Source organism: Salmonella sp. 32100201201700099SM (assembly GCF_017572645.1).
GTDB classification, from domain to species: domain Bacteria; phylum Pseudomonadota; class Gammaproteobacteria; order Enterobacterales; family Enterobacteriaceae; genus Salmonella; species Salmonella enterica.
In genome coordinates, this window is sequence record NZ_JAGERQ010000001.1 from 432,797 (window position 1) to 453,621 (window position 20,825).

The 20,825-nt window shown below is 49.3% G+C and carries 19 protein-coding genes and 8 pseudogenes; 12 read left to right on the forward strand and 15 right to left on the reverse strand.

The annotated features are described in order from the left end of the window. Nucleotides 1-137: 137 nt before the first annotated feature. The 7 genes from J4685_RS02185 to pspA form a co-directional block, all read right to left on the reverse strand. Nucleotides 138-1,199, reverse strand: a complete 1,062-nt coding sequence (locus tag J4685_RS02185) for a YcjF family protein (protein ID WP_001294474.1) — start codon at nt 1,197-1,199, stop codon at nt 138-140. After that, nucleotides 1,196-2,593, reverse strand: a complete 1,398-nt coding sequence (locus tag J4685_RS02190) for a YcjX family protein (RefSeq protein ID WP_000825860.1) — start codon at nt 2,591-2,593, stop codon at nt 1,196-1,198. Before J4685_RS02190 ends, J4685_RS02185 begins: the two co-directional genes overlap by 4 nt. A 148-nt stretch (nt 2,594-2,741) precedes the next feature. After that, nucleotides 2,742-3,056, reverse strand: coding sequence for a thiosulfate sulfurtransferase PspE (gene pspE / locus J4685_RS02195; protein WP_000913428.1), 315 nt, complete (start codon nt 3,054-3,056; stop codon nt 2,742-2,744). 75 nt (nt 3,057-3,131) lie between these two features. Continuing rightward, the gene (gene pspD / locus J4685_RS02200) at nt 3,132-3,350 is read right to left on the reverse strand and encodes a phage shock protein PspD (RefSeq protein WP_001097607.1); all 219 of its coding nucleotides are present in this window, start codon (nt 3,348-3,350) and stop codon (nt 3,132-3,134) included. Nucleotides 3,351-3,372: 22 nt separating this feature from the next. After that, nucleotides 3,373-3,732 (reverse strand): envelope stress response membrane protein PspC, encoded by a 360-nt coding sequence (pspC, locus tag J4685_RS02205; RefSeq protein WP_000508938.1) that lies wholly within the window; start codon nt 3,730-3,732, stop codon nt 3,373-3,375. Next, the gene (gene pspB, locus J4685_RS02210; protein WP_001274953.1) at nt 3,732-3,956 is read right to left on the reverse strand and encodes an envelope stress response membrane protein PspB; all 225 of its coding nucleotides are present in this window, start codon (nt 3,954-3,956) and stop codon (nt 3,732-3,734) included. The genes pspC and pspB overlap by 1 nt, the downstream gene beginning before the upstream one ends. Nucleotides 3,957-4,015: 59 nt before the next feature. Continuing rightward, entirely contained in the window at nt 4,016-4,684 is a 669-nt protein-coding gene (gene pspA / locus J4685_RS02215) for a phage shock protein PspA (protein WP_000511000.1), read from the reverse strand. Nucleotides 4,685-4,854: 170 nt separating this feature from the next. Between pspA and pspF the strand changes: the two genes are divergently transcribed. The 3 genes from pspF (at nt 4,855) to sapB (ending at nt 8,558) form a co-directional block, all read left to right on the forward strand. Continuing rightward, on the forward strand, nt 4,855-5,835 hold the full coding sequence (gene pspF / locus J4685_RS02220) for a phage shock protein operon transcriptional activator (RefSeq protein WP_011233037.1): 981 nt from the start codon (nt 4,855-4,857) through the stop codon (nt 5,833-5,835). A gap of 111 nt (nt 5,836-5,946) precedes the next feature. Beyond that, complete coding sequence (gene sapA, locus J4685_RS02225) at nt 5,947-7,596, forward strand: peptide ABC transporter substrate-binding protein SapA (RefSeq protein WP_001241631.1); 1,650 nt, start codon at nt 5,947-5,949, stop codon at nt 7,594-7,596. Next, nucleotides 7,593-8,558 (forward strand): peptide ABC transporter permease SapB, encoded by a 966-nt coding sequence (gene sapB, locus J4685_RS02230; RefSeq protein ID WP_000583291.1) that lies wholly within the window; start codon nt 7,593-7,595, stop codon nt 8,556-8,558. The genes sapA and sapB overlap by 4 nt, the downstream gene beginning before the upstream one ends. A gap of 149 nt (nt 8,559-8,707) precedes the next feature. Here the strand turns inward: sapB and J4685_RS02235 are convergent. The 4 genes and pseudogenes from J4685_RS02235 to J4685_RS02250 form a co-directional block, all read right to left on the reverse strand. Next, nucleotides 8,708-9,114 (reverse strand): annotated as a pseudogene (locus J4685_RS02235) (recombinase family protein); the annotation flags it as partial. A gap of 235 nt (nt 9,115-9,349) precedes the next feature. Then, nucleotides 9,350-9,463 (reverse strand): annotated as a pseudogene (locus J4685_RS02240) (putative holin); the annotation flags it as partial. 58 nt (nt 9,464-9,521) lie between these two features. Then, complete coding sequence (locus tag J4685_RS02245; protein WP_000727930.1) at nt 9,522-9,947, reverse strand: subtilase family AB5 toxin binding subunit; 426 nt, start codon at nt 9,945-9,947, stop codon at nt 9,522-9,524. Between the two features lie 19 nt (nt 9,948-9,966). Further along, nucleotides 9,967-10,470, reverse strand: a pseudogene (locus J4685_RS02250) (pertussis toxin-like subunit ArtA); the annotation flags it as partial. A gap of 179 nt (nt 10,471-10,649) precedes the next feature. On the opposite strand from J4685_RS02250, the pseudogene J4685_RS02255 reads away from it, so the two are divergent. Continuing rightward, nucleotides 10,650-10,787, forward strand: a pseudogene (locus tag J4685_RS02255) (IS4 family transposase); the annotation flags it as partial. A 71-nt stretch (nt 10,788-10,858) separates the two neighbouring features. Here the strand turns inward: J4685_RS02255 and J4685_RS22725 are convergent. Further along, nucleotides 10,859-11,005: pseudogene (locus J4685_RS22725) on the reverse strand (hypothetical protein); the annotation flags it as partial. A 252-nt stretch (nt 11,006-11,257) separates the two neighbouring features. Here J4685_RS22725 and J4685_RS02265 point away from each other — a divergent pair. After that, nucleotides 11,258-12,145, forward strand: a complete 888-nt coding sequence (locus J4685_RS02265; protein WP_023211925.1) for a hypothetical protein — start codon at nt 11,258-11,260, stop codon at nt 12,143-12,145. Nucleotides 12,146-12,478: 333 nt separating this feature from the next. Here J4685_RS02265 and J4685_RS02270 read toward each other — a convergent pair. Beyond that, a pseudogene (locus tag J4685_RS02270) lies at nt 12,479-12,834 on the reverse strand (Arm DNA-binding domain-containing protein); the annotation flags it as partial. A gap of 134 nt (nt 12,835-12,968) precedes the next feature. Here J4685_RS02270 and sapC point away from each other — a divergent pair. Genes sapC through sapF form a run of 3 tightly spaced genes read left to right on the forward strand, consistent with a single transcriptional unit; the run spans nt 12,969 to nt 15,659 of the window. Next, nucleotides 12,969-13,859 (forward strand): peptide ABC transporter permease SapC, encoded by an 891-nt coding sequence (sapC, locus tag J4685_RS02275; RefSeq protein WP_001146150.1) that lies wholly within the window; start codon nt 12,969-12,971, stop codon nt 13,857-13,859. Beyond that, the gene (sapD, locus tag J4685_RS02280) at nt 13,859-14,851 is read left to right on the forward strand and encodes a peptide ABC transporter ATP-binding protein SapD (RefSeq protein WP_001128869.1); all 993 of its coding nucleotides are present in this window, start codon (nt 13,859-13,861) and stop codon (nt 14,849-14,851) included. Before sapC ends, sapD begins: the two co-directional genes overlap by 1 nt. Nucleotide 14,852: 1 nt before the next feature. Beyond that, complete coding sequence (gene sapF, locus J4685_RS02285) at nt 14,853-15,659, forward strand: peptide ABC transporter ATP-binding protein SapF (RefSeq protein ID WP_000230457.1); 807 nt, start codon at nt 14,853-14,855, stop codon at nt 15,657-15,659. A 15-nt stretch (nt 15,660-15,674) separates the two neighbouring features. On the opposite strand, the gene J4685_RS02290 is transcribed toward sapF, so the two are convergent. Further along, entirely contained in the window at nt 15,675-16,382 is a 708-nt protein-coding gene (locus J4685_RS02290) for an EAL domain-containing protein (protein WP_001268400.1), read from the reverse strand. Nucleotides 16,383-16,848: 466 nt separating this feature from the next. After that, nucleotides 16,849-18,230: pseudogene (steC, locus tag J4685_RS02295) on the reverse strand (SPI-2 type III secretion system effector kinase SteC). A gap of 34 nt (nt 18,231-18,264) precedes the next feature. On the opposite strand from steC, the gene J4685_RS02300 reads away from it, so the two are divergent. The 4 genes and pseudogenes from J4685_RS02300 to J4685_RS02315 form a co-directional block, all read left to right on the forward strand. Then, nucleotides 18,265-18,444: a hypothetical protein gene (locus J4685_RS02300; RefSeq protein ID WP_031608761.1), complete on the forward strand. Its 180-nt coding sequence runs from the start codon at nt 18,265-18,267 to the stop codon at nt 18,442-18,444. Continuing rightward, on the forward strand, nt 18,419-18,718 hold the full coding sequence (locus tag J4685_RS02305; protein WP_031608760.1) for a hypothetical protein: 300 nt from the start codon (nt 18,419-18,421) through the stop codon (nt 18,716-18,718). The genes J4685_RS02300 and J4685_RS02305 overlap by 26 nt, the downstream gene beginning before the upstream one ends. Before the next feature lie 117 nt (nt 18,719-18,835). Further along, the gene (fabI, locus tag J4685_RS02310; protein ID WP_000506501.1) at nt 18,836-19,624 is read left to right on the forward strand and encodes an enoyl-ACP reductase FabI; all 789 of its coding nucleotides are present in this window, start codon (nt 18,836-18,838) and stop codon (nt 19,622-19,624) included. Nucleotides 19,625-19,823: 199 nt separating this feature from the next. Beyond that, nucleotides 19,824-20,801: pseudogene (locus J4685_RS02315) on the forward strand (CMD domain-containing protein); the annotation flags it as partial. Between the last annotated feature and the right edge of the window lie 24 nt (nt 20,802-20,825).

Genomic DNA, 20,825 nt, shown 5'->3' on the forward strand with positions numbered 1-20,825 from the left:
ACCTGAATAATGAACCATTAAATAGATGATAAGCCACTATTCGGCTGGCAGGAAGGATTCTGTCAACAAATATTGACAGCATGACGGAAAAACGGGCGCTGCGGCGTAAAGCCAGGCAATCAGCGCCCTGTGGAAGGTCATTTCTCCGGCGACGACTTACTCTTTTGCAGGGTCTCTTTTAGCTGACCGATAAGCTGACGACGAAAATCACCGAGACGTGGTTTATCGTTGTCGATCCACGGCAATGGCCGACATAGCTCCATCGCTTTTATTCCCAGTCGAGCGGTAAGAAGGCCTGCGCCAATCCCCTGCGCCGCGCGCGTAGACAGGCGTGCGGCCAGATCCTGAGACATCCAGTCCATACCGACTTCACGTACCAGCTCACTGGCCCCCGCGAACGCGATATTCAGCAACACCAGACGGAACAGACGAAGGCGGCTGTAATAACCAAGTTCAATGCCATACAGCGTTGCGATGCGGTTAATCAGGCGTAAATTACGCCAGGCAATAAACGCCATATCCACCAACGCTAACGGGCTGACGGCGATCATCAGAGTCGATTCCGCGGCGAAACGGCTAATCTCACGTCGCGCCTGCGCGTCAAGTACCGGCTGTACCAGATTCGCATACAACCCGACGATTTCCCTGTCGTTTTGCGTTTCGTGAATAGCGGCATACCAACGTTGTAATACCGGATGTGATTGATCAATCCCCGCCTGCTGCGCCAGTTTTTCGCAAAATGCGCGACCTTTCCCGACGCTATGGCTATGTAACAGTTCACGTGCTTCATCGCGTTCATGCGCCCGCTGGCGCAAGCGCCATAATCGCCGCCACTCCGTGACCACCGATCCCACGCCAGCGCCAACGATCAGCGCGCCTGCGGCACAGCCGCCTAAAGCGACCCAGTCCTGAGTTTGCCAGGCATTCATTGTCCACTGTACGCCTTGCCCGACCACGCTCGCGCCAAACAGCGCCAGTCCTCCCATCACCATTTTACGCCACAGGCTGCGTTTGGGGCGCAGCGCGGCATCGACCGCCGCTTCTGCCACGCCTTCGTCTTCCGGGCGCTCATCGATAGCTGCAGGCGCAAATGTACGCGACTCCGCTTCGCTGAAAGTTTGCTGCGCTTTGAAGGCCGACGTAGGTTCCTCCTTTAGCGGTTCTGCAAAATCAATACGCGGTTTTAACGGTTCGCTCATCGCAGCTTATCTCCTATTAAAAACTCCAGCGCAGCGTCCAGACGAATATGCGGTAACGGTTTATCAACATCCATCACCTGCGGACGAAAGGCTTCGAACTGAAAACCCTGACTATCCCAAAACGCTTGTCCCGGCAAACGCGAAGGCACTTCGCCGGGGTACACGGTTAACGGCGCGCCGTCACTCAAACGGTTTCCACGTAAAGCCGGGATTTTTTCACCGTTGACCTCAATCACACCGCTGGTGGTCGCCTGTACCGACGCCAGCCCCAGGCAATCCATACTAATGCCTTCAAACGCGGCATTTTGCCAGGCATCCTGAATAAGCTGCTGGAGCAAGGCCACCATATTGGCATGTTGGTCGAGGGTGACATGGTCGGCTTTCGTCGCGGCGAACAGCAATTTATCAATCACCGGCGAAAACAAGCGGCGAAACAGAGTCCGCTGGCCATAGTGAAAACTTTGCATCAACTGCGTTAAGGCGAGACGCATATCATTAAACGCCTGCGGCCCGCTATTAAGCGGTTGCAGACAGTCGACCAGCACAATCTGGCGATCAAAGCGTAGAAAATGATTTTTGTAGAACCCCTTGACCACTTTTTCGCAATAGTAGTTAAAGCGTTCGCGCAGCATTCCAGCGTTGGTCTGCTTATCCGCCTGCGCCAGTTTTGACTCGCCGAAGGCGTCCACATCCGGCCACGGGAAAAACTGCAACGCTGGCGCGCCCGCCATATCGCCCGGCAAAACAAACCGTCCAGGCTGAATAAAGTGCAATCCCTGCGATTTACACTGATGCAAATAATCCGTCCAGGCGGCGGCAATCTCCGCCAGCCGATTTTCATCGGCGGGCGCCAGCGGATCGAGCCCGTCGCAAAGTTGCCGCCATTTTGCGGCCCACTCAGCGCGTTGCCCTTGCAACAAGCCGTTCATCTGACGGGACCAGCTTAAATAATCCTGAGCCAGCATGGGCAGATCGAGTAACCATTCCCCTGGATAGTCCACAATCTCCAGATACAATGTCGAGGTATCTTTAAAATGGCGCAGCAGCGAGTCGTTTGAGCGATAGCGCAACGCCAGCCGAATCTCACTCACGCCGCGCGTCGGTGTGGGCCAGGCGGGAGGATTGCCATAAAGCTGAAGTATCCCCTCGTCGTAGGTAAAACGGGGAATACCAAAATCACGTTGAGGCACGCGCTTTACGCCAAGCAGGCGTTCTTCGCGTACCGCGCTGAGCAACGGTAAGCGCGCGCCCGCGTGGACATTAAGCAACTGGTTAACCATCGCCGTGATAAACGCTGTTTTACCGCTGCGGCTCAACCCGGTTACGGCAAGACGCAAATGCCTGTCTACCCCACGATTGACCAGCGCGTTGAGTTCAGTTTTAAGTCGCTTCATTGACATCCTGTTGAGCCTGAAGAGAAGAAAAAATAATAACGAGCCTGCGTTATAGATATGTGCAAAAACGTTATTATCAACTACCCGGAGAGATCAACAACGGCGCATTAAGCGCCGCGGTTAGTATGAGTATTGAGCAATAGATTATCTATTTTTTTACTTTCGGCATATCAAGACGACTGATGCCGCCCATATTCATCGCGTGCGTATACCCCATATCAAGCAACATTTGTTTTGCCATGCCCGACTGTCGTCCGGAGTTGCAATATAACTTTACCGTATCGTTCCTGTCTGGAACTACCGTTTCGATATGAGATTTAATCTCCTTCAATGGGATATTAATCGCGCCCTGAATATGCTCTCGCTGATATTGTTCCGGAATGCGGACATCTATCCAGTATTCTGCGGCATAAAGCGGCATGGCTATGAATAACGCTAACGCAAATATTCCTTTTTTCAACATACTTCCGTCCTGACACGTAATGTATTTCGCACACACTATACGCCAGAGCTTAACGAAATATTATGACCAGACTCGCTATTTGTAACGCTGCGAAATTTTATTCGCCGCCTTACGAAGTACTGGCTCCAGCGCAAACGCCAGCAACATTTTTAGCGGACGACGGGCGACGGATTTTACCGCCCATCCCGCCACGCCGGCAGGCCCGTAGCGTAACGCGGTCAACAGAACCAGCTTACCTGCTATTTTGAAGCCGGGCTTCACCTTCTGCCCGGCGCGTTGCCAGCGAGTATTCATCTTCACCTTCCCGATATATCACTTACAGTTGACGGAAACGACTACGCAATGTGAACGTATCTGACGTGACGTAGCGTTCCATTTCTCGCAAACGCTTTTCGCCTGCGGCAAGCTCTCTGTCTACGGTATCCAGCAGTTCGCCGCTGGTCGGCTGCGGTTTCCCTGCGGCCAGATTATCCGGCATAGGGTCCAGTACAAAAGACAGGACGATATAGGCCACTACGGTAAAAAACGCCAGCCCAAAGAAAATCGACAGCACGACCAGAATACGCACCAGTTTTACCGGTACATCAAGGTAGTCGGCGATCCCGGCGCAAACGCCACGCACCATGCCCTTTTGCGGCATACGCCATAGTTTTTTATTCAGATTGATTCCACCCATTAGCGCTCTCTCCAGTTCGGATGCTCTGCATCAAGAATATCTTCCAGCGCCTGAATGCGCTCGCGCATACGTTGCGCGTCGTCTGTGAGTTGCAGTAAGCGTTGCTGCTCGCTTTGCGACAGTTCTCCCCGACCGGCGCGGTTGCTGTAATGCAGCCACAGCCAAATCGGTAACACAAACAACACAAAAATGGTTAACGGGATGGCCAGAAATAGCGCGCTCATGCGTTCTCCTTACACCTAAAGCTGATGAGCGACGGCGCGTACCGGCGCCGCCATTGTCATTATTGATTATCTTGCTTCATTTTGGCTTTCAACTGCGCCAGCTGCTCGCTGATTTCATCATCGGCTTTCAGGTTGGCAAACTGTTGGTCCAGCGATTGCTGCTTACCAAAACGATGACTTTCCGCTTCCGCTTCCATTTGATCGATACGACGTTCAAAGGATTCAAACCGCGCCATGGCTTCATCCAGTTTGCCGCTGTCAAGCTGACGACGGACATCGCGGGAAGAACTCGCCGCCTGATGACGCAGCATCAGCGCCTGCTGGCGAGCGCGTGTTTCGCTGAGTTTGTTTTCCAGCTCGCCAATCTCTTTCTTCATGCGCGCCAGCGTGTCATCCACCAGCGTGACTTCCTGTTCAAGCGTAGCAATTAAATCGGTCAGCTTTTGTTTTTCAATCAATGCGGCGCGCGCCAGATCGTCTTTATCTTTGCGCAGAGCCAGTTCCGCTTTTTCCTGCCACTCGGTCTGCTGAGCCGTAGCCTGTTCAATACGACGGGATAACTGTTTCTTTTCCGCTAAAGCTCGCGCGGAGTTCGAGCGAACCTCCACTAGCGTATCTTCCATCTCCTGAATCATCAGGCGCACCAGCTTCTGCGGATCTTCCGCTTTTTCCAACAACGCATTGATATTGGCGTTCACGATGTCGGCAAAACGAGAAAAAATACCCATAATTCAATCCTCACATAATGTTCTGATAACGGGCGATGCCCTGCTACGTGATTAATACAATTTGCGTGCCAACTTTTCATATCACTGATAATAAAGAAATTGTTTCGTTTTACCTCGCCAGCAAAAAAGGATAAAGTGGTGAAAAACACTAACAAGTGGCGATTTTCATCATGGCTGAATTTAAAGATAATCTGCTCGGCGAGGCAAACCGTTTTCTTGAAGTACTGGAACAAGTCTCCCGGCTCGCGCCGCTGGATAAGCCAGTGCTAATTATTGGCGAACGCGGGACGGGTAAAGAACTTATCGCCAATCGACTGCACTATCTCTCTTCACGCTGGCAGGGGCCGCTTATCTCGCTTAACTGCGCGGCGCTTAACGAAAATCTGCTGGACTCAGAACTGTTTGGCCATGAAGCGGGCGCTTTTACCGGGGCGCAAAAACGTCATCCCGGTCGCTTTGAACGCGCCGATGGCGGCACGCTGTTTTTGGATGAACTGGCGACAGCGCCGATGCTGGTACAGGAAAAGCTGCTGCGGGTGATTGAATATGGCGAGCTAGAGCGCGTCGGCGGCAGCCAGCCGTTACAGGTTAATGTGCGATTAGTATGCGCCACCAATGCCGATTTACCCGCCATGGTGAAGAAAGGGACATTTCGTGCCGATCTGCTCGACAGGCTGGCTTTTGATGTTGTACAACTGCCGCCGCTGCGCGAACGCCAAAGCGATACTATGCTGATGGCCGAGCACTTTGCTATTCAGATGTGTCGTGAGCTACGTCTGCCCTTATTTCCCGGTTTTACCGATCGGGCAAAAGAAACGTTGTTGCATTACGCCTGGCCGGGTAATGTCCGCGAGCTGAAAAACGTAGTCGAACGTTCAGTGTATCGCCACGGCAGCAGTGAACATCCTTTGGATGAAATTGTTATCGATCCTTTTCAACGCCATCCCGCCGAACCGCCCACGCCCGCCCTGCCATCGGCATCCGCCACGCCTGACCTGCCGCTCAACTTGCGGGAGTTTCAACTGCAACAGGAAAAAGCGCTGCTGCAACGTAGCTTACAGCAGGCGAAATTTAACCAGAAACGAGCCGCCGATTTGCTGGCGCTCACCTACCACCAGTTTCGCGCCTTGCTTAAAAAGCATCAGCTTTAGCTATTTCTCCGGCTAATTGACGACATTTACGCCAGTTATCCACCGACATTTTTACGTGGCGGGCCGAAGTGCGATACACTTTGCAAATTGAACTTCAAAAACTTAACTATTATGCGCCTGGTTTTATCGTCTCTGATCGTGATAGCGGGTCTACTGAGTAGTCAGGCTACGGCTGCGACTACGCCCGAACAAACTGCGAGTGCAGATATTCGCGATAGCGGCTTTGTGTATTGTGTCAGCGGGCAGGTCAACACCTTTAATCCGCAAAAAGCGAGCAGCGGCCTCATCGTTGATACCCTGGCCGCCCAGTTATATGATCGCCTGTTGGATGTCGATCCCTATACTTATCGTTTAGTCCCAGAGCTGGCAGAAAGCTGGGAAGTGCTGGATAACGGGGCAACGTACCGTTTTCACCTGCGCCGCGACGTTTCCTTTCAAAAAACCGCCTGGTTTACGCCGACCCGAAAACTCAATGCTGATGATGTCGTCTTTACCTTTCAGCGGATTTTTGATCGTCGGCATCCGTGGCATAACATCAACGGCAGTAGCTTCCCCTACTTTGATAGCCTACAGTTCGCCGACAATGTAAAAAGCGTGCGTAAGCTGGACAATAACACCGTTGAGTTTCGCCTGACGCAGCCAGACGCCTCCTTTTTATGGCATCTGGCCACACACTACGCTTCCGTCATGTCCGCTGAGTACGCCGCGCAGCTTAGCCGAAAAGATCGTCAGGAACTGCTAGACCGCCAACCGGTCGGCACCGGGCCTTTCCAGCTTTCGGAGTACCGTGCCGGACAGTTTATTCGTCTCCAGCGCCACGATGGGTTTTGGCGCGGCAAACCGCTAATGCCGCAAGTGGTGGTGGATTTAGGCTCCGGGGGTACTGGGCGTTTATCGAAATTACTGACCGGTGAATGCGATGTTCTGGCCTGGCCCGCCGCCAGCCAGCTAACTATTTTACGCGACGATCCGCGTTTGCGTCTGACGTTGCGCCCGGGGATGAATATCGCCTATCTGGCCTTTAACACCGATAAGCCGCCGTTGAATAATCCCGCAGTGCGTCATGCGCTGGCCTTATCGATCAACAACCAGCGCCTGATGCAGTCGATTTATTACGGCACGGCGGAAACCGCAGCCTCCATTTTACCGAGAGCCTCATGGGCTTACGATAACGATGCCAAAATTACGGAGTACAATCCGCAAAAATCGCGCGAACAGCTAAAAGCGCTGGGCATTGAGAATCTTACGCTGCATCTCTGGGTGCCGACCAGTTCTCAGGCCTGGAACCCAAGTCCGCTAAAAACGGCGGAGCTTATTCAGGCGGATATGGCGCAGGTTGGCGTAAAAGTGGTCATTGTGCCGGTTGAAGGTCGTTTTCAGGAGGCGCGCCTTATGGATATGAATCACGATCTGACCTTATCCGGCTGGGCCACGGACAGCAACGATCCGGATAGCTTTTTCAGACCGCTGTTAAGCTGTGCGGCCATCAATTCGCAAACCAATTTCGCCCACTGGTGTAACCCTGAATTTGACAGCGTGCTGCGTAAAGCACTGTCGTCGCAGCAGTTGGCTTCGCGCATAGAAGCATATGAGGAAGCGCAGAATATCCTGGAGAAAGAGCTGCCGATACTGCCGCTGGCATCATCACTACGCCTGCAGGCTTACCGCTACGATATTAAAGGGCTGGTGTTAAGCCCGTTCGGCAATGCGTCTTTTGCCGGCGTCTCCCGCGAAAAACACGAAGAGGTGAAAAAACCATGATTATCTTCACCCTGCGTCGGTTATTGCTGTTGCTGGTGACGCTATTCTTCTTGACCTTTATCGGCTTTAGCCTGAGCTATTTTACGCCGCACGCGCCGCTACAAGGCGCATCATTATGGAATGCCTGGATTTTCTGGTTCAACGGTCTGCTGCACTGGGACTTTGGCGTGTCCAGCATTAACGGCCAGCTGATCTCCGAACAGCTTAAAGAGGTGTTTCCCGCCACGATGGAGCTGTGCATTCTCGCCTTTGGTTTTGCGCTGATGGTCGGCATCCCGGTCGGGATGCTGGCTGGCGTGACGCGTAGCAAATGGCCGGATCGTTTTATCAGCGCGCTGGCGCTATTAGGTTTCTCAATTCCGGTTTTCTGGCTGGCGCTTCTGCTCACACTGTTCTTTTCGCTCACGCTAGGGTGGCTGCCGGTATCCGGGCGATTTGACCTGCTTTATGAAGTTAAACCGGTTACCGGTTTCGCCATTATTGACGCCTGGATTTCAGATTCGCCGTGGCGTGATGAAATGGTAATGAGCGCCATACGACATATGGTTTTACCGGTGCTCACGCTTTCCGTCGCGCCGACCACAGAGGTGATCCGCCTGATGCGAATCAGCACTATTGAGGTCTACGATCAGAACTACGTTAAAGCGGCGGCCACGCGCGGCTTGTCGCGCTTTACGATTTTACGCCGTCACGTGTTGCATAATGCGCTGCCGCCGGTCATTCCCCGTCTTGGTCTGCAGTTTTCAACCATGTTAACGCTGGCGATGATTACCGAAATGGTTTTCAGCTGGCCAGGGCTGGGACGATGGTTAATTCACGCCATTCGTCAGCAGGACTATGCCGCTATTTCCGCTGGCGTGATGGTCATTGGGTCGCTGGTTATTGTGGTCAATGTGATTTCCGATATTTTGGGTGCTATGGCTAACCCTCTGAAACATAAGGAATGGTATGCCTTACGATAAGAAGCAATAAAAATATCATTAAATCAAAAAGTTATGCTTTTATTTTTGTGATAAGTTCGTTTTTTAGTACGTAAATATATACATATTGTTTTCTATTTTCTCCGGCAGTCCATGCTTCGATGATGATTGCCGGAGATTTATCTTCTCTATCAGCGCCTCCGGGTTTCACTGCGTGATGCTGCAGGAAGTTTTCTGTACAGCGTCGACAGCCCCCATAAATAATCGTTACCTGCTGTCGCGGTACTTCTGACCCAATCAGACGCCGGGCCTGCGCCTATTGTTCCAATGTTAGTTTCGGTCGTCGGCCACCATTACGCCCCCTCGCCCTTGCCGCTTCCAGTCCAGCGCGGGTTCTTTCCACAATCAATTCACGTTCCATTTCAGCGAGTGCGCCCATGACATGAAAGAAGAATCGCCCCATTGGCGTCGACGTGTCTATGCTGTCGGTCAGGCTGCGGACATTAACGCCGCGTTCGCGCAATTCTTCTACCAGAACGACCAGATGACGCATACTGTGACCCAGGCGATCAACCTTCCATACAACCAGTGTGTCCCCTTATGATAACGTCCTGACTAAAAGGAGCAGGCTTCACGGGCTGGATTTATCCAACAAAGCGCGTAGTGAGTGTTTTCCGTGAGCCTGAATACGAAAAAGGCCACGTAAATGCGCAGCCTTTATGGTGGAGTTCTAATCTTAAGAGGCACTCCATCAAACAAACCACCCACAGTTGTCAGAAGCTTGAAGGAGTGCTTTGGGGTGACAGTATCTGCGGCATTGTTGCCACGAACTACGTTCCCGCAAATGCTCAAAATACAATCCCAAAATCCGCTCCAGTAAACAGTCTGAATATCGTTGCCCCACAGATCGCTACAGCCATACAGGAACCTGATAAAGGTTCAGACATAATCATCTCACCAACAAGATTAAGCCTGTTCTTTAGAGCGTTTAATACCCAGCAACATTTAATTTGTCACCGTAGGCCCCATACAATAACTTGATGAGCTACAAGTAGTTATCGCAATTAATTCCCTGGAAGAGAATGCACTTTTGAAATCGGGGTCGCGCCAAACATTCTCTTTATAATATATCCTTACATCCCCCCCTGTTGTATAATAATACTTTGCTGTATTTAGCATGTTATCAAACCCCTGTTTATGATTCCCGTACACATCCACTTTACACATGGCATTGATGCTAATAGCTTCACTCCCGTGCTTCAGTCCGATACAAAAAAACTGAGTTTCCTTACCCCCTGACGTATACACACCATAAGACAGGTTGTTAATCTGAACATTACTCACATACGTATCATAATCAGCCATAGCTGCATAACAAACACTGGATAATGACGCAAGAGCAAGAGTCAGAACCTTTAATTTCTTTTTCATAATCCACTCCAACAATATTTACCATACTTGTATTTCTATCGTAAACAAGCTCAACTGCTTCATGGATATTTTCAATTGGGATAGAATTTACAGATACATACTCACTTTGTAACCGCATCATCACTCGCTCAAAATGACCAAACTGGATACCACATAACTCAATATAAGCAACAGACGGCGGAAGGCTGTAGAAACTATTGTCTGCACGGATTCTGTATCTGTACAACCTGCCGCTAAATGTTGCTCTGGAGTAATATAATTGTGCTATATTATAAGACTCATTAATATCTGAGATAGTCGCAATATAGTACTGTCTCGACTACCGGATGCACAGGAGTCATCTCTTATATGTTGCTGAAGATTCCTGTTATTACCGTGAGAAGCAAAACCATCCCGAAAAATCACATCTGAAGGTCTCGAGTCAACACGATATACAAAACCAACGGTACTTGCATAATCAGAAAAACACTAAAAATAATATTACTTTTTTATCATACCCTCTCCCACAGAAACTATCAGGCAAACCACCTAATGTGTTAAACCGAGTGCTAACCATAGCTCAGTCATACTTTACGTCTCGCTGGATAAAATTAGAAAAACAAACCTCCCCGGTTTACGGGCACGAAAATCCCCGTAATCGCACAATGCCTATCCTTAAACTGCGGCACTATAACGGCTTCCCCTACAGGGAGCCGTTTTGTTATGCCACTTCTCAATGACCTGCTCGATTTCAGCGACCATCCCCTTATGCCACCGCCTTCAGCGCAGATGTTTGCGGAACATCTTCCTGCTGAGTGTATACAACACTGCCTGACGCTCTCTAAGCATGCAACCGTTCGCCTGGCGTTCGGCTTTTCCGCCTGGTGTTTATCCCTGATACGCCTGGCACGCAGTTCCAGCGCGTAGATAGCGCCATGTTCAGGACAGCACCAGACAACGTTGCTGTAAGCAGGAGAAAACACTTCCCGGCAAACTTTGCATTTACGGCGCGGTAATTTAGCCATGCTCACCTCAGACCCGGTTACGGATATAGCATCTAATAACGTTAGATTATGCATGCGTAATAATTCATAGCATATCTATATTAATGTAAATAAAATACAGTCAACAGATTTCTCCAATTTTATTATATATAAACAGAGGCTTACGTTGAGTAATAACAAGATCATACAATTCCGCACCAGTAAAATTAATGTAAAAATAGGCGTAATCATGTATTAATATTGACTGGACAGCAGGTAAGTGATAACAAATAAATATTAAAAAGTAAATATCACATAATAACCATTATCACTACATGAGAGGTGAATATGATGAAACCTATTTCTGCCGCGATCCTCAATATTAGAGGGGCAGCCCCCGGCACTGCCACTATCGGAAATGGCGCAACTAACCTAGCCAAAGATATTATTAGGGTAGCTAATATTGCTTATAATATTTCACAGGTTGAGCAAAAAAGTGGGTTCTTGTTAGTTACGGGAGAGAAAGGCTTCAACAAATCGGCTTGCCTGCATATGCTGGGACAACAAATATCCAGAGTTTTTTCTGGGAAGCACTTATATCCTGGTGTTTTTATAAGTAAAGACGCAGCGTCCGAATTTGAAAAAACAATCAGCACTCATTATAAAACTCTTTTGGGTCACATTGATCTGCAACAATACACTAATGATGTAAATTGCGGAGCAGCTGTAGGTATTGTTGCACGGCAGCAAGAAAACCTCATACTAGATGAGATCACATTAAGTGCGTTTAAAAAGGTCTATATTACCGGTCATGGTGCAGCAGGCACTAATGTTCTAGCCAGTGGCGACTCTGTTTTTTCTGCAAAACAACTGGTTGATATTCTGGTTGCTAATAAAGTTTTAGAGGTTATAAAGGATATAAGGATTAGTAGTTGTTATTCCGCAGATAAAAGAGAGCCTAATAGTTTTAAAATGGAGGACATAGATAAAGCGAATAGAAATGCTGGTTTCTTTGAACGAATGGTGTTTGGAGAACGTGATACTTTTATAGAGAGGGTTGCTAATGAGATCTGGAGTCGAGGCTACACAGATGTCAAAGTTTCTGGTTATCATGGTGCTGGTGTATTTTATGCTGGTGAAATCCCATTTACACATCTTAGAAGCACGACGATCCCGCCAACTATCACTGTAAAAAGAAAGTCCGTAAGAGTAACGCTGGAAAGTCCTATAGATTAAATCATAAACTCAGCTCTATTACTTTTGGGTAGATAAAGGGATTATCATCAAAATTATATTTTTGTTAAGGTTTTTACGATATTGTAAACTGACAGTTACTGTATAAATAATCGGTAACTGTCAGCTCACATCTGAGCTAATAAATATAATTCCCCCTGCTGACCCGCTGCAGCGGTTTAAGACGCAACACCTCATGCCGGAGTATTCCGATCTGTCTTATTGTGAACCTCCCAGAGACTAATGCCGCAACATCCTGATCGCGCCATACTCCAAACTGGCGCCAGCCGCCACTGTCGGTCTTAATGACCCTGGCCCAAATTCCGTACAGTGCTAAAACTTCTCCCAGTAGTCGTATGTTCTTTTACGGTTAACGCTTCTGTTTTTTTCTTCTTCTCCAGTACCATCTGGCGACGAGGATCGAGTCCCTCAGTTAACCATGATCTAAAGTACTGACGGCGTTCCCTGGCATGAGATAGTGATATGGTTGGATAATCGCCAATCGTCAGTTGAGCAGCGTTCCCGTTCCATCTGTATCGGTAAAAGAATGTTATACTGCCGGATGTAGAGAGCCTGACATTGAGACCATGAGCGTCTGAGATGACCTTGATTTGGTCTCTTTTTTTGCCAGGAGCCTTTCTTAATTTTGTATCGGCAAGCAATGTGTACACTCCATGAGAGGATATGCACATTAGTGTACACATTTTGCATAATTGATAACCTCAAAGTACACAAAATTAAAACACCAACGCTCGATAACGAATTGATAATGTTTGAAAATTTCAAAAGACATAAAGCATGGTAAACAAAAATAAAACGAGTAAATATGCCTTACGATAGCGTCTACAGCGAAAAGCGCCCGCCAGGCACCCTGCGCACTGCCTGGCGCAAATTTTATAGCGACGCGCCTGCGATGGTGGGCCTGTATGGATGCGCCGGTCTGGCGTTGCTGTGTATTTTTGGCGGCTGGATCGCGCCCTATGGTATCGATCAGCAATTTTTGGGCTATCAGCTACTGCCTCCCTCCTGGTCACGCTATGGCGAAGTCTCCTTTTTTCTGGGGACTGACGATCTGGGGCGCGATGTGCTGAGCCGCCTGTTAAGCGGCGCGGCACCCACAGTCGGCGGCGCGTTTATCGTAACGCTGGCGGCTACGCTATGTGGATTAGTCCTCGGCGTAGTGGCAGGTGCGACTCACGGTTTACGCTCTGCCGTACTGAACCATATTCTGGACACGCTGCTTTCCATCCCTTCGCTCTTGCTGGCGATTATCGTCGTGGCATTTGCCGGCCCACATCTGTCACACGCGATGTTTGCCGTCTGGCTGGCCCTGTTGCCGCGAATGGTACGTTCCGTCTACAGCATGGTGCATGATGAACTGGAAAAAGAGTACGTCATTGCCGCCCGTCTGGATGGCGCGACAACGCTGAATATTCTGTGGTTCGCCATTTTACCGAATATTACCGCCGGTCTGGTCACCGAAATTACCCGGGCGCTGTCGATGGCGATTCTGGACATCGCCGCGCTGGGATTTTTAGATCTTGGCGCGCAGCTTCCCTCTCCCGAATGGGGGGCCATGTTGGGGGATGCGCTGGAGCTAATCTATGTCGCGCCGTGGACCGTTATGCTACCCGGCGCGGCGATAACGCTCAGTGTTTTACTGGTAAACCTGCTCGGAGATGGGATTCGTCGTGCGATTATTGCGGGGGTGGAATAATGCCGTTACTGGATATCCGCAATCTCACCATTGAATTTAAAACCAGCGAAGGTTGGGTAAAAGCGGTCGATCGCGTCAGTATGACATTAAGCGAAGGCGAAATTCGCGGCCTGGTAGGTGAATCGGGTTCCGGAAAGAGCTTGATTGCTAAAGCTATTTGCGGCGTCGCGAAAGACAACTGGCGAGTCACTGCCGACCGTATGCGTTTTGATGATATCGATCTGCTGCGCCTCTCCTCTCGTGAACGGCGTAAGCTGGTCGGGCATAATGTGTCGATGATCTTCCAGGAGCCGCAGTCGTGCCTTGATCCTTCCGAACGCGTCGGCCGCCAGTTAATGCAAAATATTCCCGCCTGGACCTATAAAGGCCGCTGGTGGCAGCGTTTAGGCTGGCGTAAACGGCGTGCAATTGAATTACTGCACCGGGTGGGAATTAAAGATCATAAAGACGCGATGCGCAGTTTTCCCTATGAACTGACCGATGGCGAGTGTCAGAAAGTTATGATCGCTATCGCGCTGGCGAATCAACCGCGACTCCTGATCGCTGATGAACCCACCAACTCAATGGAACCAACGACGCAGGCGCAAATTTTTCGCCTGTTGACCCGACTGAATCAAAACAGTAATACCACCATTCTGTTGATTAGCCACGACCTGCAAATGCTGAGTCAGTGGGCTGACAAAATCAACGTCTTATACTGCGGCCAGACGGTAGAAACCGCGCCAAGTAAAGATCTGGTGACGACGCCACATCATCCTTATACGCAGGCGCTTATCCGCGCGATTCCGGATTTTGGCAGCGCGATGCCGCATAAAAGCCGTCTCAATACGCTGCCGGGCGCGATCCCGCTACTGGAGCAGTTACCGATAGGTTGTCGTCTGGGGCCGCGCTGCCCTTACGCACAACGAGAATGCATTATCACGCCACGCTTAACCGGCGCGAAAAATCATCTCTATGCCTGTCATTTTCCGCTGAATATGGAGAGAGAGTGATATGGTGGAAACTCTGCTTGAAGTGCGCAACCTGAGTAAAACCTTTCGCTACCGGACAGGATGGTTTCGCCGCCAGACCGTAGACGCCGTGAAACCATTAAGCTTTACGCTTCGTGAGCGTCAGACTCTGGCCATTATCGGCGAAAACGGTTCCGGCAAATCCACGCTGGCAAAGATGCTGGCCGGCATGATTGACCCCACCAGCGGCGAGCTTCTTATTGACGATCATCCCCTGCATTACGGCGACTATTCATTTCGAAGCCAACGTATTCGAATGATTTTTCAGGACCCCTCAACGTCACTGAATCCACGTCAACGTATTTCACAGATTCTTGACTTCCCCCTGCGCCTTAATACCGATCTGGAGCCGGAACAGCGGCGCAAACAGATTGTCGAGACGATGCGTATGGTGGGGCTATTGCCCGATCACGTGAGCTACTACCCGCATATGCTGGCGCCGGGACAGAAACAACGTCTGGGTCTGGCCCGCGCGCTGATTTTACGCCCAAAAGTCATTATCGCGGACGAAGCGCTGGCTTCGCTTGATATGTCCATGCGCTCGCAGCTCATCAATCTGATGCTTGAATTGCAGGAAAAACAAGGCATCTCCTATATCTACGTCACGCAGCATATCGGCATGATGAAACATATTAGCGATCAGGTATTAGTGATGCATCAGGGGGAAGTGGTTGAACGCGGCAGCACCGCCGATGTGCTCGCCTCTCCGCTACATGAGCTTACCCGCCGTTTAATCGCAGGCCATTTTGGCGAGGCGCTGACCGCTGACGCATGGCGAAAGGATCGCTAAGCGAAACAAATACCCTCAGTTCGATTCTCTGAGGGTGTTCACGCGACGGCCCAACAGCAATGTTTCAACCTCTTCTAACGCAACGGAAGGAAATAACGTGCCCTGGGTTGCCCAAATGCCTGCCGTTTTTAACACCGGCAAATAGCGTGTGTTTTCCTGGCCACCCACCACGATCTTGTCACAATAACGCCGGATATGTTTGACAAGCAGCGGAAACGTCATTTTTTCAATTTGTGAGATAAAAAAGCTGCGATCAAGTTTTACGCCGCTAAAACACCCGCAAACTAATGGCGCAGCGGTTGCGTTCCCTACGCCCAGGTCGCCCAGCCATAATGGATTAGGTTGCTTATGAAGCGCGTGTATTAAAGGATCGATTAAGGCGTTATCTTGACATGAAAAATGTTCAGCGACCTGCAGCTCCACAAATAGCATGGCGTGTAGTAACGCGCGAATATCTTTGTCCTGAAGGACAAGCTGCGCCATACCCCGATCGATATTTACGATACAGAACAGGCCGTGGCGTAGAAACCAGCCATGTTTGGCCGCGATTGTCCGCAACAGATCAAGCAGAAAACGGCGCTTCTGCGAATTGTCCCATGACGAGATAACAAACTCAGGGTGTAGCGGACGAGCGGGCGACGATGCAAAATGGGTAGTGATTTCGACACCCAGTAAATCCCCCTCCATTGCCCTTATCGGCTCTGCCATAAAAAAATAGCGCATGTGACCACTCCACTTGATCTTAACTCCCTGATAATGCGCTTTTAACGCAAATCAATCAATAAAAACGATCAATATCTAAAAAATGATCGAAAAAAACAATATATGTTAACTTCATGATAACTTGCTAATTTTATGTTTTGAGAATGTTCTTCTATTGCTATAAGGAAATTTACATACTACGCCGAACAACGCTAATACGACGGCATGAGACCATCCGTAAAGCCAGGTTTTTCTTGTCAGGAAGAGGGGAAAAATCAAGGCGAGTTAATAGTGTTGCACCATCGCGTAGCATTTCACCCACTATGGCAGCGCGGCATCGCCAACCCTAGTGGCGAGTTGCATCTCCGCTACAGGCTGTCCAGATCCCCCGAACGACCTTTAAGCGAATAGCAACTCTCAATAATTGATCGGTAAATCTGTAGCGAATGTGCCCCCGGCGATTCGCAGAAAAGAACGGAACTAAATGCTATTTTTTTAATTCATCCTTTAATACCTTAGCCACAAGAGTCCCTTCCTCCGGCGCGGCTAGTTTAAAACGTCTTCCTGGCGCAGGTGCCTGTTCTTCCTCTCCGATTAACTCATCAAGTTCTGTAATAAGTGACTTATAATATTCAATATCTTCAGTATTTCCTTCGGTCTCGGACTGCTTTAATTTTACCAGGTAACGGGCCTTAATTTGCTCTTCCAGTTGCCTTGTTGCAAGAGAAACGCTTCGCTGTTGCCGGGATTCTTGTGATAGCACGATTTGATCGCCATCGACAAAGAAAAGTACCCCCTCTTTAATCAGAATATTACCTACGTTATCTATATCATGCATATAAACCCCCCGGGATTCAAGAAGCGCCTCCGCCATTCGATAGTTATCTTCATCTTCAATATCGAACTCCTGACCTTGAATATATTTTGAAACTAAAACTGTAACGTCTTTACCATTAATATTCATGGAGGCCGAACGAGAAAAATTCTTGTCGTCATTGGCCATATTCAAATACTTACTGACACGATCAGGATGACAATTACGATGCTCCGGAGAGTTAACATCCACTTTTATTCCCCGCTCATTAATTGGAATCTTAACAACAAAGTCATCATGTAACCGATAGACTGTCCCATAACTTCCGCTACCTATTTTATTTTTTTCAATATCACGCATGCGAATATTTTTCTGAAACTCCGGCGAGTTAATAAACGCCTCTATTGCCGCTGGTTGTGATGTATCTGTCTGATCAATAGCGCCGCTCTCATCACCAGACGCCGTGGCGGGCGTGGCGGGCGTGGTCAGGAAGTCTATCAAACGATGCTCAAAGCCTCATAGATCCCATTACTACCTGCTTCGCTCGGCGTCAGGTGATCATTATCTAAAGCGGCAAGCGTAATTTCCCCGGAATTATAATTAAACATCGTTTCTTTTAAAAAATCGACGCAACGCTCAGAGCACTCCGTCTCGGTCACTAACATTCCATCATAAAACATCTGTAGTAGTAACATATTTTCTTGATGTGCTAATACCTCTACAGTGTATTTATCTCTTGTTTCAGGCCTGGAGACATCAATAAGTTTAATATATCCAAGAAGGGGGCGCCATCGTGTACAGTCTTCATCTCGCTTCGAAAATGGTCGTAGCGAGAAAGGCTTCGTAATATCTGGACGCTCGTTTTTTTGGCACAGTAGATTATAGATTTCTCTATAATCAGAGATTAAACTTCGACTGGTAAATATATTCCTGAAAAAATCTATGAACTTCTCATACGTTGAAAAAACATGCTCTCTTTTATGATCAATGATATCTCTTAAATGTCTTTCTGATATCTGGCAACTATGATTTCCGATCTGAAATGTAAACGGCATATGTCTCATCCTCTGAAAATTTATTATAATATACATGCAAACATATAAAAACCTGATTTGTAACTACTGTAATTACCTGATTTCCAAAATTTTTCATATTCAGTATTACTCTGCATCAATAAATAGAGAAAACCTTCAGCGCCTAAAAAAGAAATTATTTTTGTTAAGCATTTGCTGGTTAAAATTACATATCCATAACATCGCTAATAGGTGAGGTAAACCATTTGGATGAATATTCAGGCTTCCTACAGAACCTTTATTTGTCTGGTGGAAGGCGCATCGCTATCATACTTGCTGTCCGTCCCGGTGTCTCTGGTTGGATGAGGCGAACCTTACACCAGCTGGTATACTGCACCGTAGGGCCTGTCCCATTAGACTCTTTGATTTGCCAGTTTGGCCCTGGGGAGTGCTCAAAATCCTCAGGGACTTCGTTACCGTGTGGTTTTAGAACGTCACCTGCCGGAGATAGCGGCGGAAAAATAGCGTGACACACGGGGCCAGGAGTGGGATATAATTTCAGACTAATTTCGAATAATGTTGAAAAGTTGCTGTTAACCATTGTTCGTAAAAGCAAAAAATAAGCAATGACTATAAGGATTAAAGCTATGGGTTTTCTTTCCGGTAAGCGCATTCTGGTCACTGGCGTGGCCAGTAAACTGTCCATCGCCTACGGTATCGCACAGGCGATGCACCGCGAAGGAGCTGAACTGGCGTTCACCTACCAGAACGACAAACTGAAAGGCCGCGTAGAAGAATTTGCTGCCCAGCTGGGTTCCAGCATCGTTTTACCGTGTGATGTCGCTGAAGATGCCAGCATTGACGCTATGTTTGCGGAGCTGGGTAACGTTTGGCCGAAATTTGACGGTTTCGTACACTCGATCGGTTTCGCGCCTGGCGATCAGCTGGACGGCGATTATGTTAATGCAGTTACCCGCGAAGGCTTTAAAATCGCTCACGATATTAGCTCTTACAGTTTTGTTGCCATGGCGAAAGCCTGCCGCACCATGCTGAATCCGGGTTCTGCGCTGTTGACCTTGTCTTATCTGGGAGCGGAGCGCGCCATCCCGAACTACAATGTCATGGGTCTGGCGAAAGCCTCTCTGGAAGCTAACGTGCGTTATATGGCAAATGCAATGGGGCCGGAAGGCGTTCGCGTCAACGCCATCTCTGCGGGCCCAATCCGCACGCTGGCGGCGTCCGGTATTAAAGACTTCCGTAAAATGCTGGCGCATTGTGAAGCCGTTACGCCAATTCGTCGCACCGTGACCATTGAAGATGTGGGTAACTCAGCGGCGTTTCTGTGTTCCGATCTCTCGGCAGGCATTTCTGGCGAAGTCGTCCATGTTGACGGCGGGTTCAGCATTGCGGCAATGAATGAACTGGAACTGAAGTAAGCGCATTAAGTTTATTAGCGGGCGGCACGGCTGTGCTGCCCCATTCCCCTCACTCACCGCTCATCTCGTTATATAGCGTTCTGATATTTGTTATCACCTAACAATCTTTCATCCCTTTCCCGCATACGCCAGGATAATCCAGCATAAACGATCCGACGCCGAATCATTATCGATCGCCATTTCATCCTCGGGAAACCCTATGGAACAATGCCGAAAAGCGGGTAAAAGCCACTGGTATCATGAAACACAATCCACTATCTCGTCACAAACTCCGCTTTCGCTGATGCCGGAAGCCGCGTATGTTAACGATCGATTTTTACTGGATTTAGCGGTAGCAGAAACCGCGTTGTCGCCTTTTGAGTCATGGTTAAAGCCAGCTCGCCAGTTGGCGGATGTCTTATTTCCCCGCACGGTTCTCAACGACCGGCTTCATACGTTTAGCGCCTATGAACGTATGAGCACCGCCCTTACCGCCGCTCAGGTATTTGGGGTTCAGCGTTTGTGCCGCCATTATGCCGCACGTCTGGCGCCGCTACCCGGCCCTGACGCCTCAAGAGAAAGCAATCAACGGCTGGCGCAAATTACGCAATACGCTCGTCAGCTTGCCGGCTCCCCCTCCGTTATCAATACGCGAGCCCGCGAACAGCTTGCAGAGGTGGGATTAACCGCCCGGGATACCGTACTCATCAATCAGATCATTGGGTTTATCGGTTTTCAGGCGCGAGTAGCGGCGATATTTCAGGCGTTTTGCCGTCTGCCCGTGCGCGAGCTGCCCGGCCAGGAGATGCAGCGCTTTGCCAGGGCCGCGCGGTTTCAAAACCCCCAGACGACATGGCGGCCCGCCGCCAGTCTGGTAGAATATCCTCTCGCCCATACCAAAGTTCGGCGGCAATATTCGTCTTCACAATGCCAAATAATGGCGCCGGTACTCATGCGCGATCCGTCTTCATTCGCGTTACTCGAACGCATACTGACCAGCACATTACACACTGCGTCGCCCCCTTCTTTACTTCCACTTATCACGCTCCTCACATCACGTATCAACGGCAGCGCCGCCTGCTTTAACGAACAGGCAACCCAACCTGGCGCGTGGCGCCGTGCTGTCATCACGTTACGCCAGGAAGACGACGACATCGCTCGTTGGGAACTTGAGCCCGCGCTGACACAGGCGATACAATGGCTCACCAGAGCGCCCGATCAC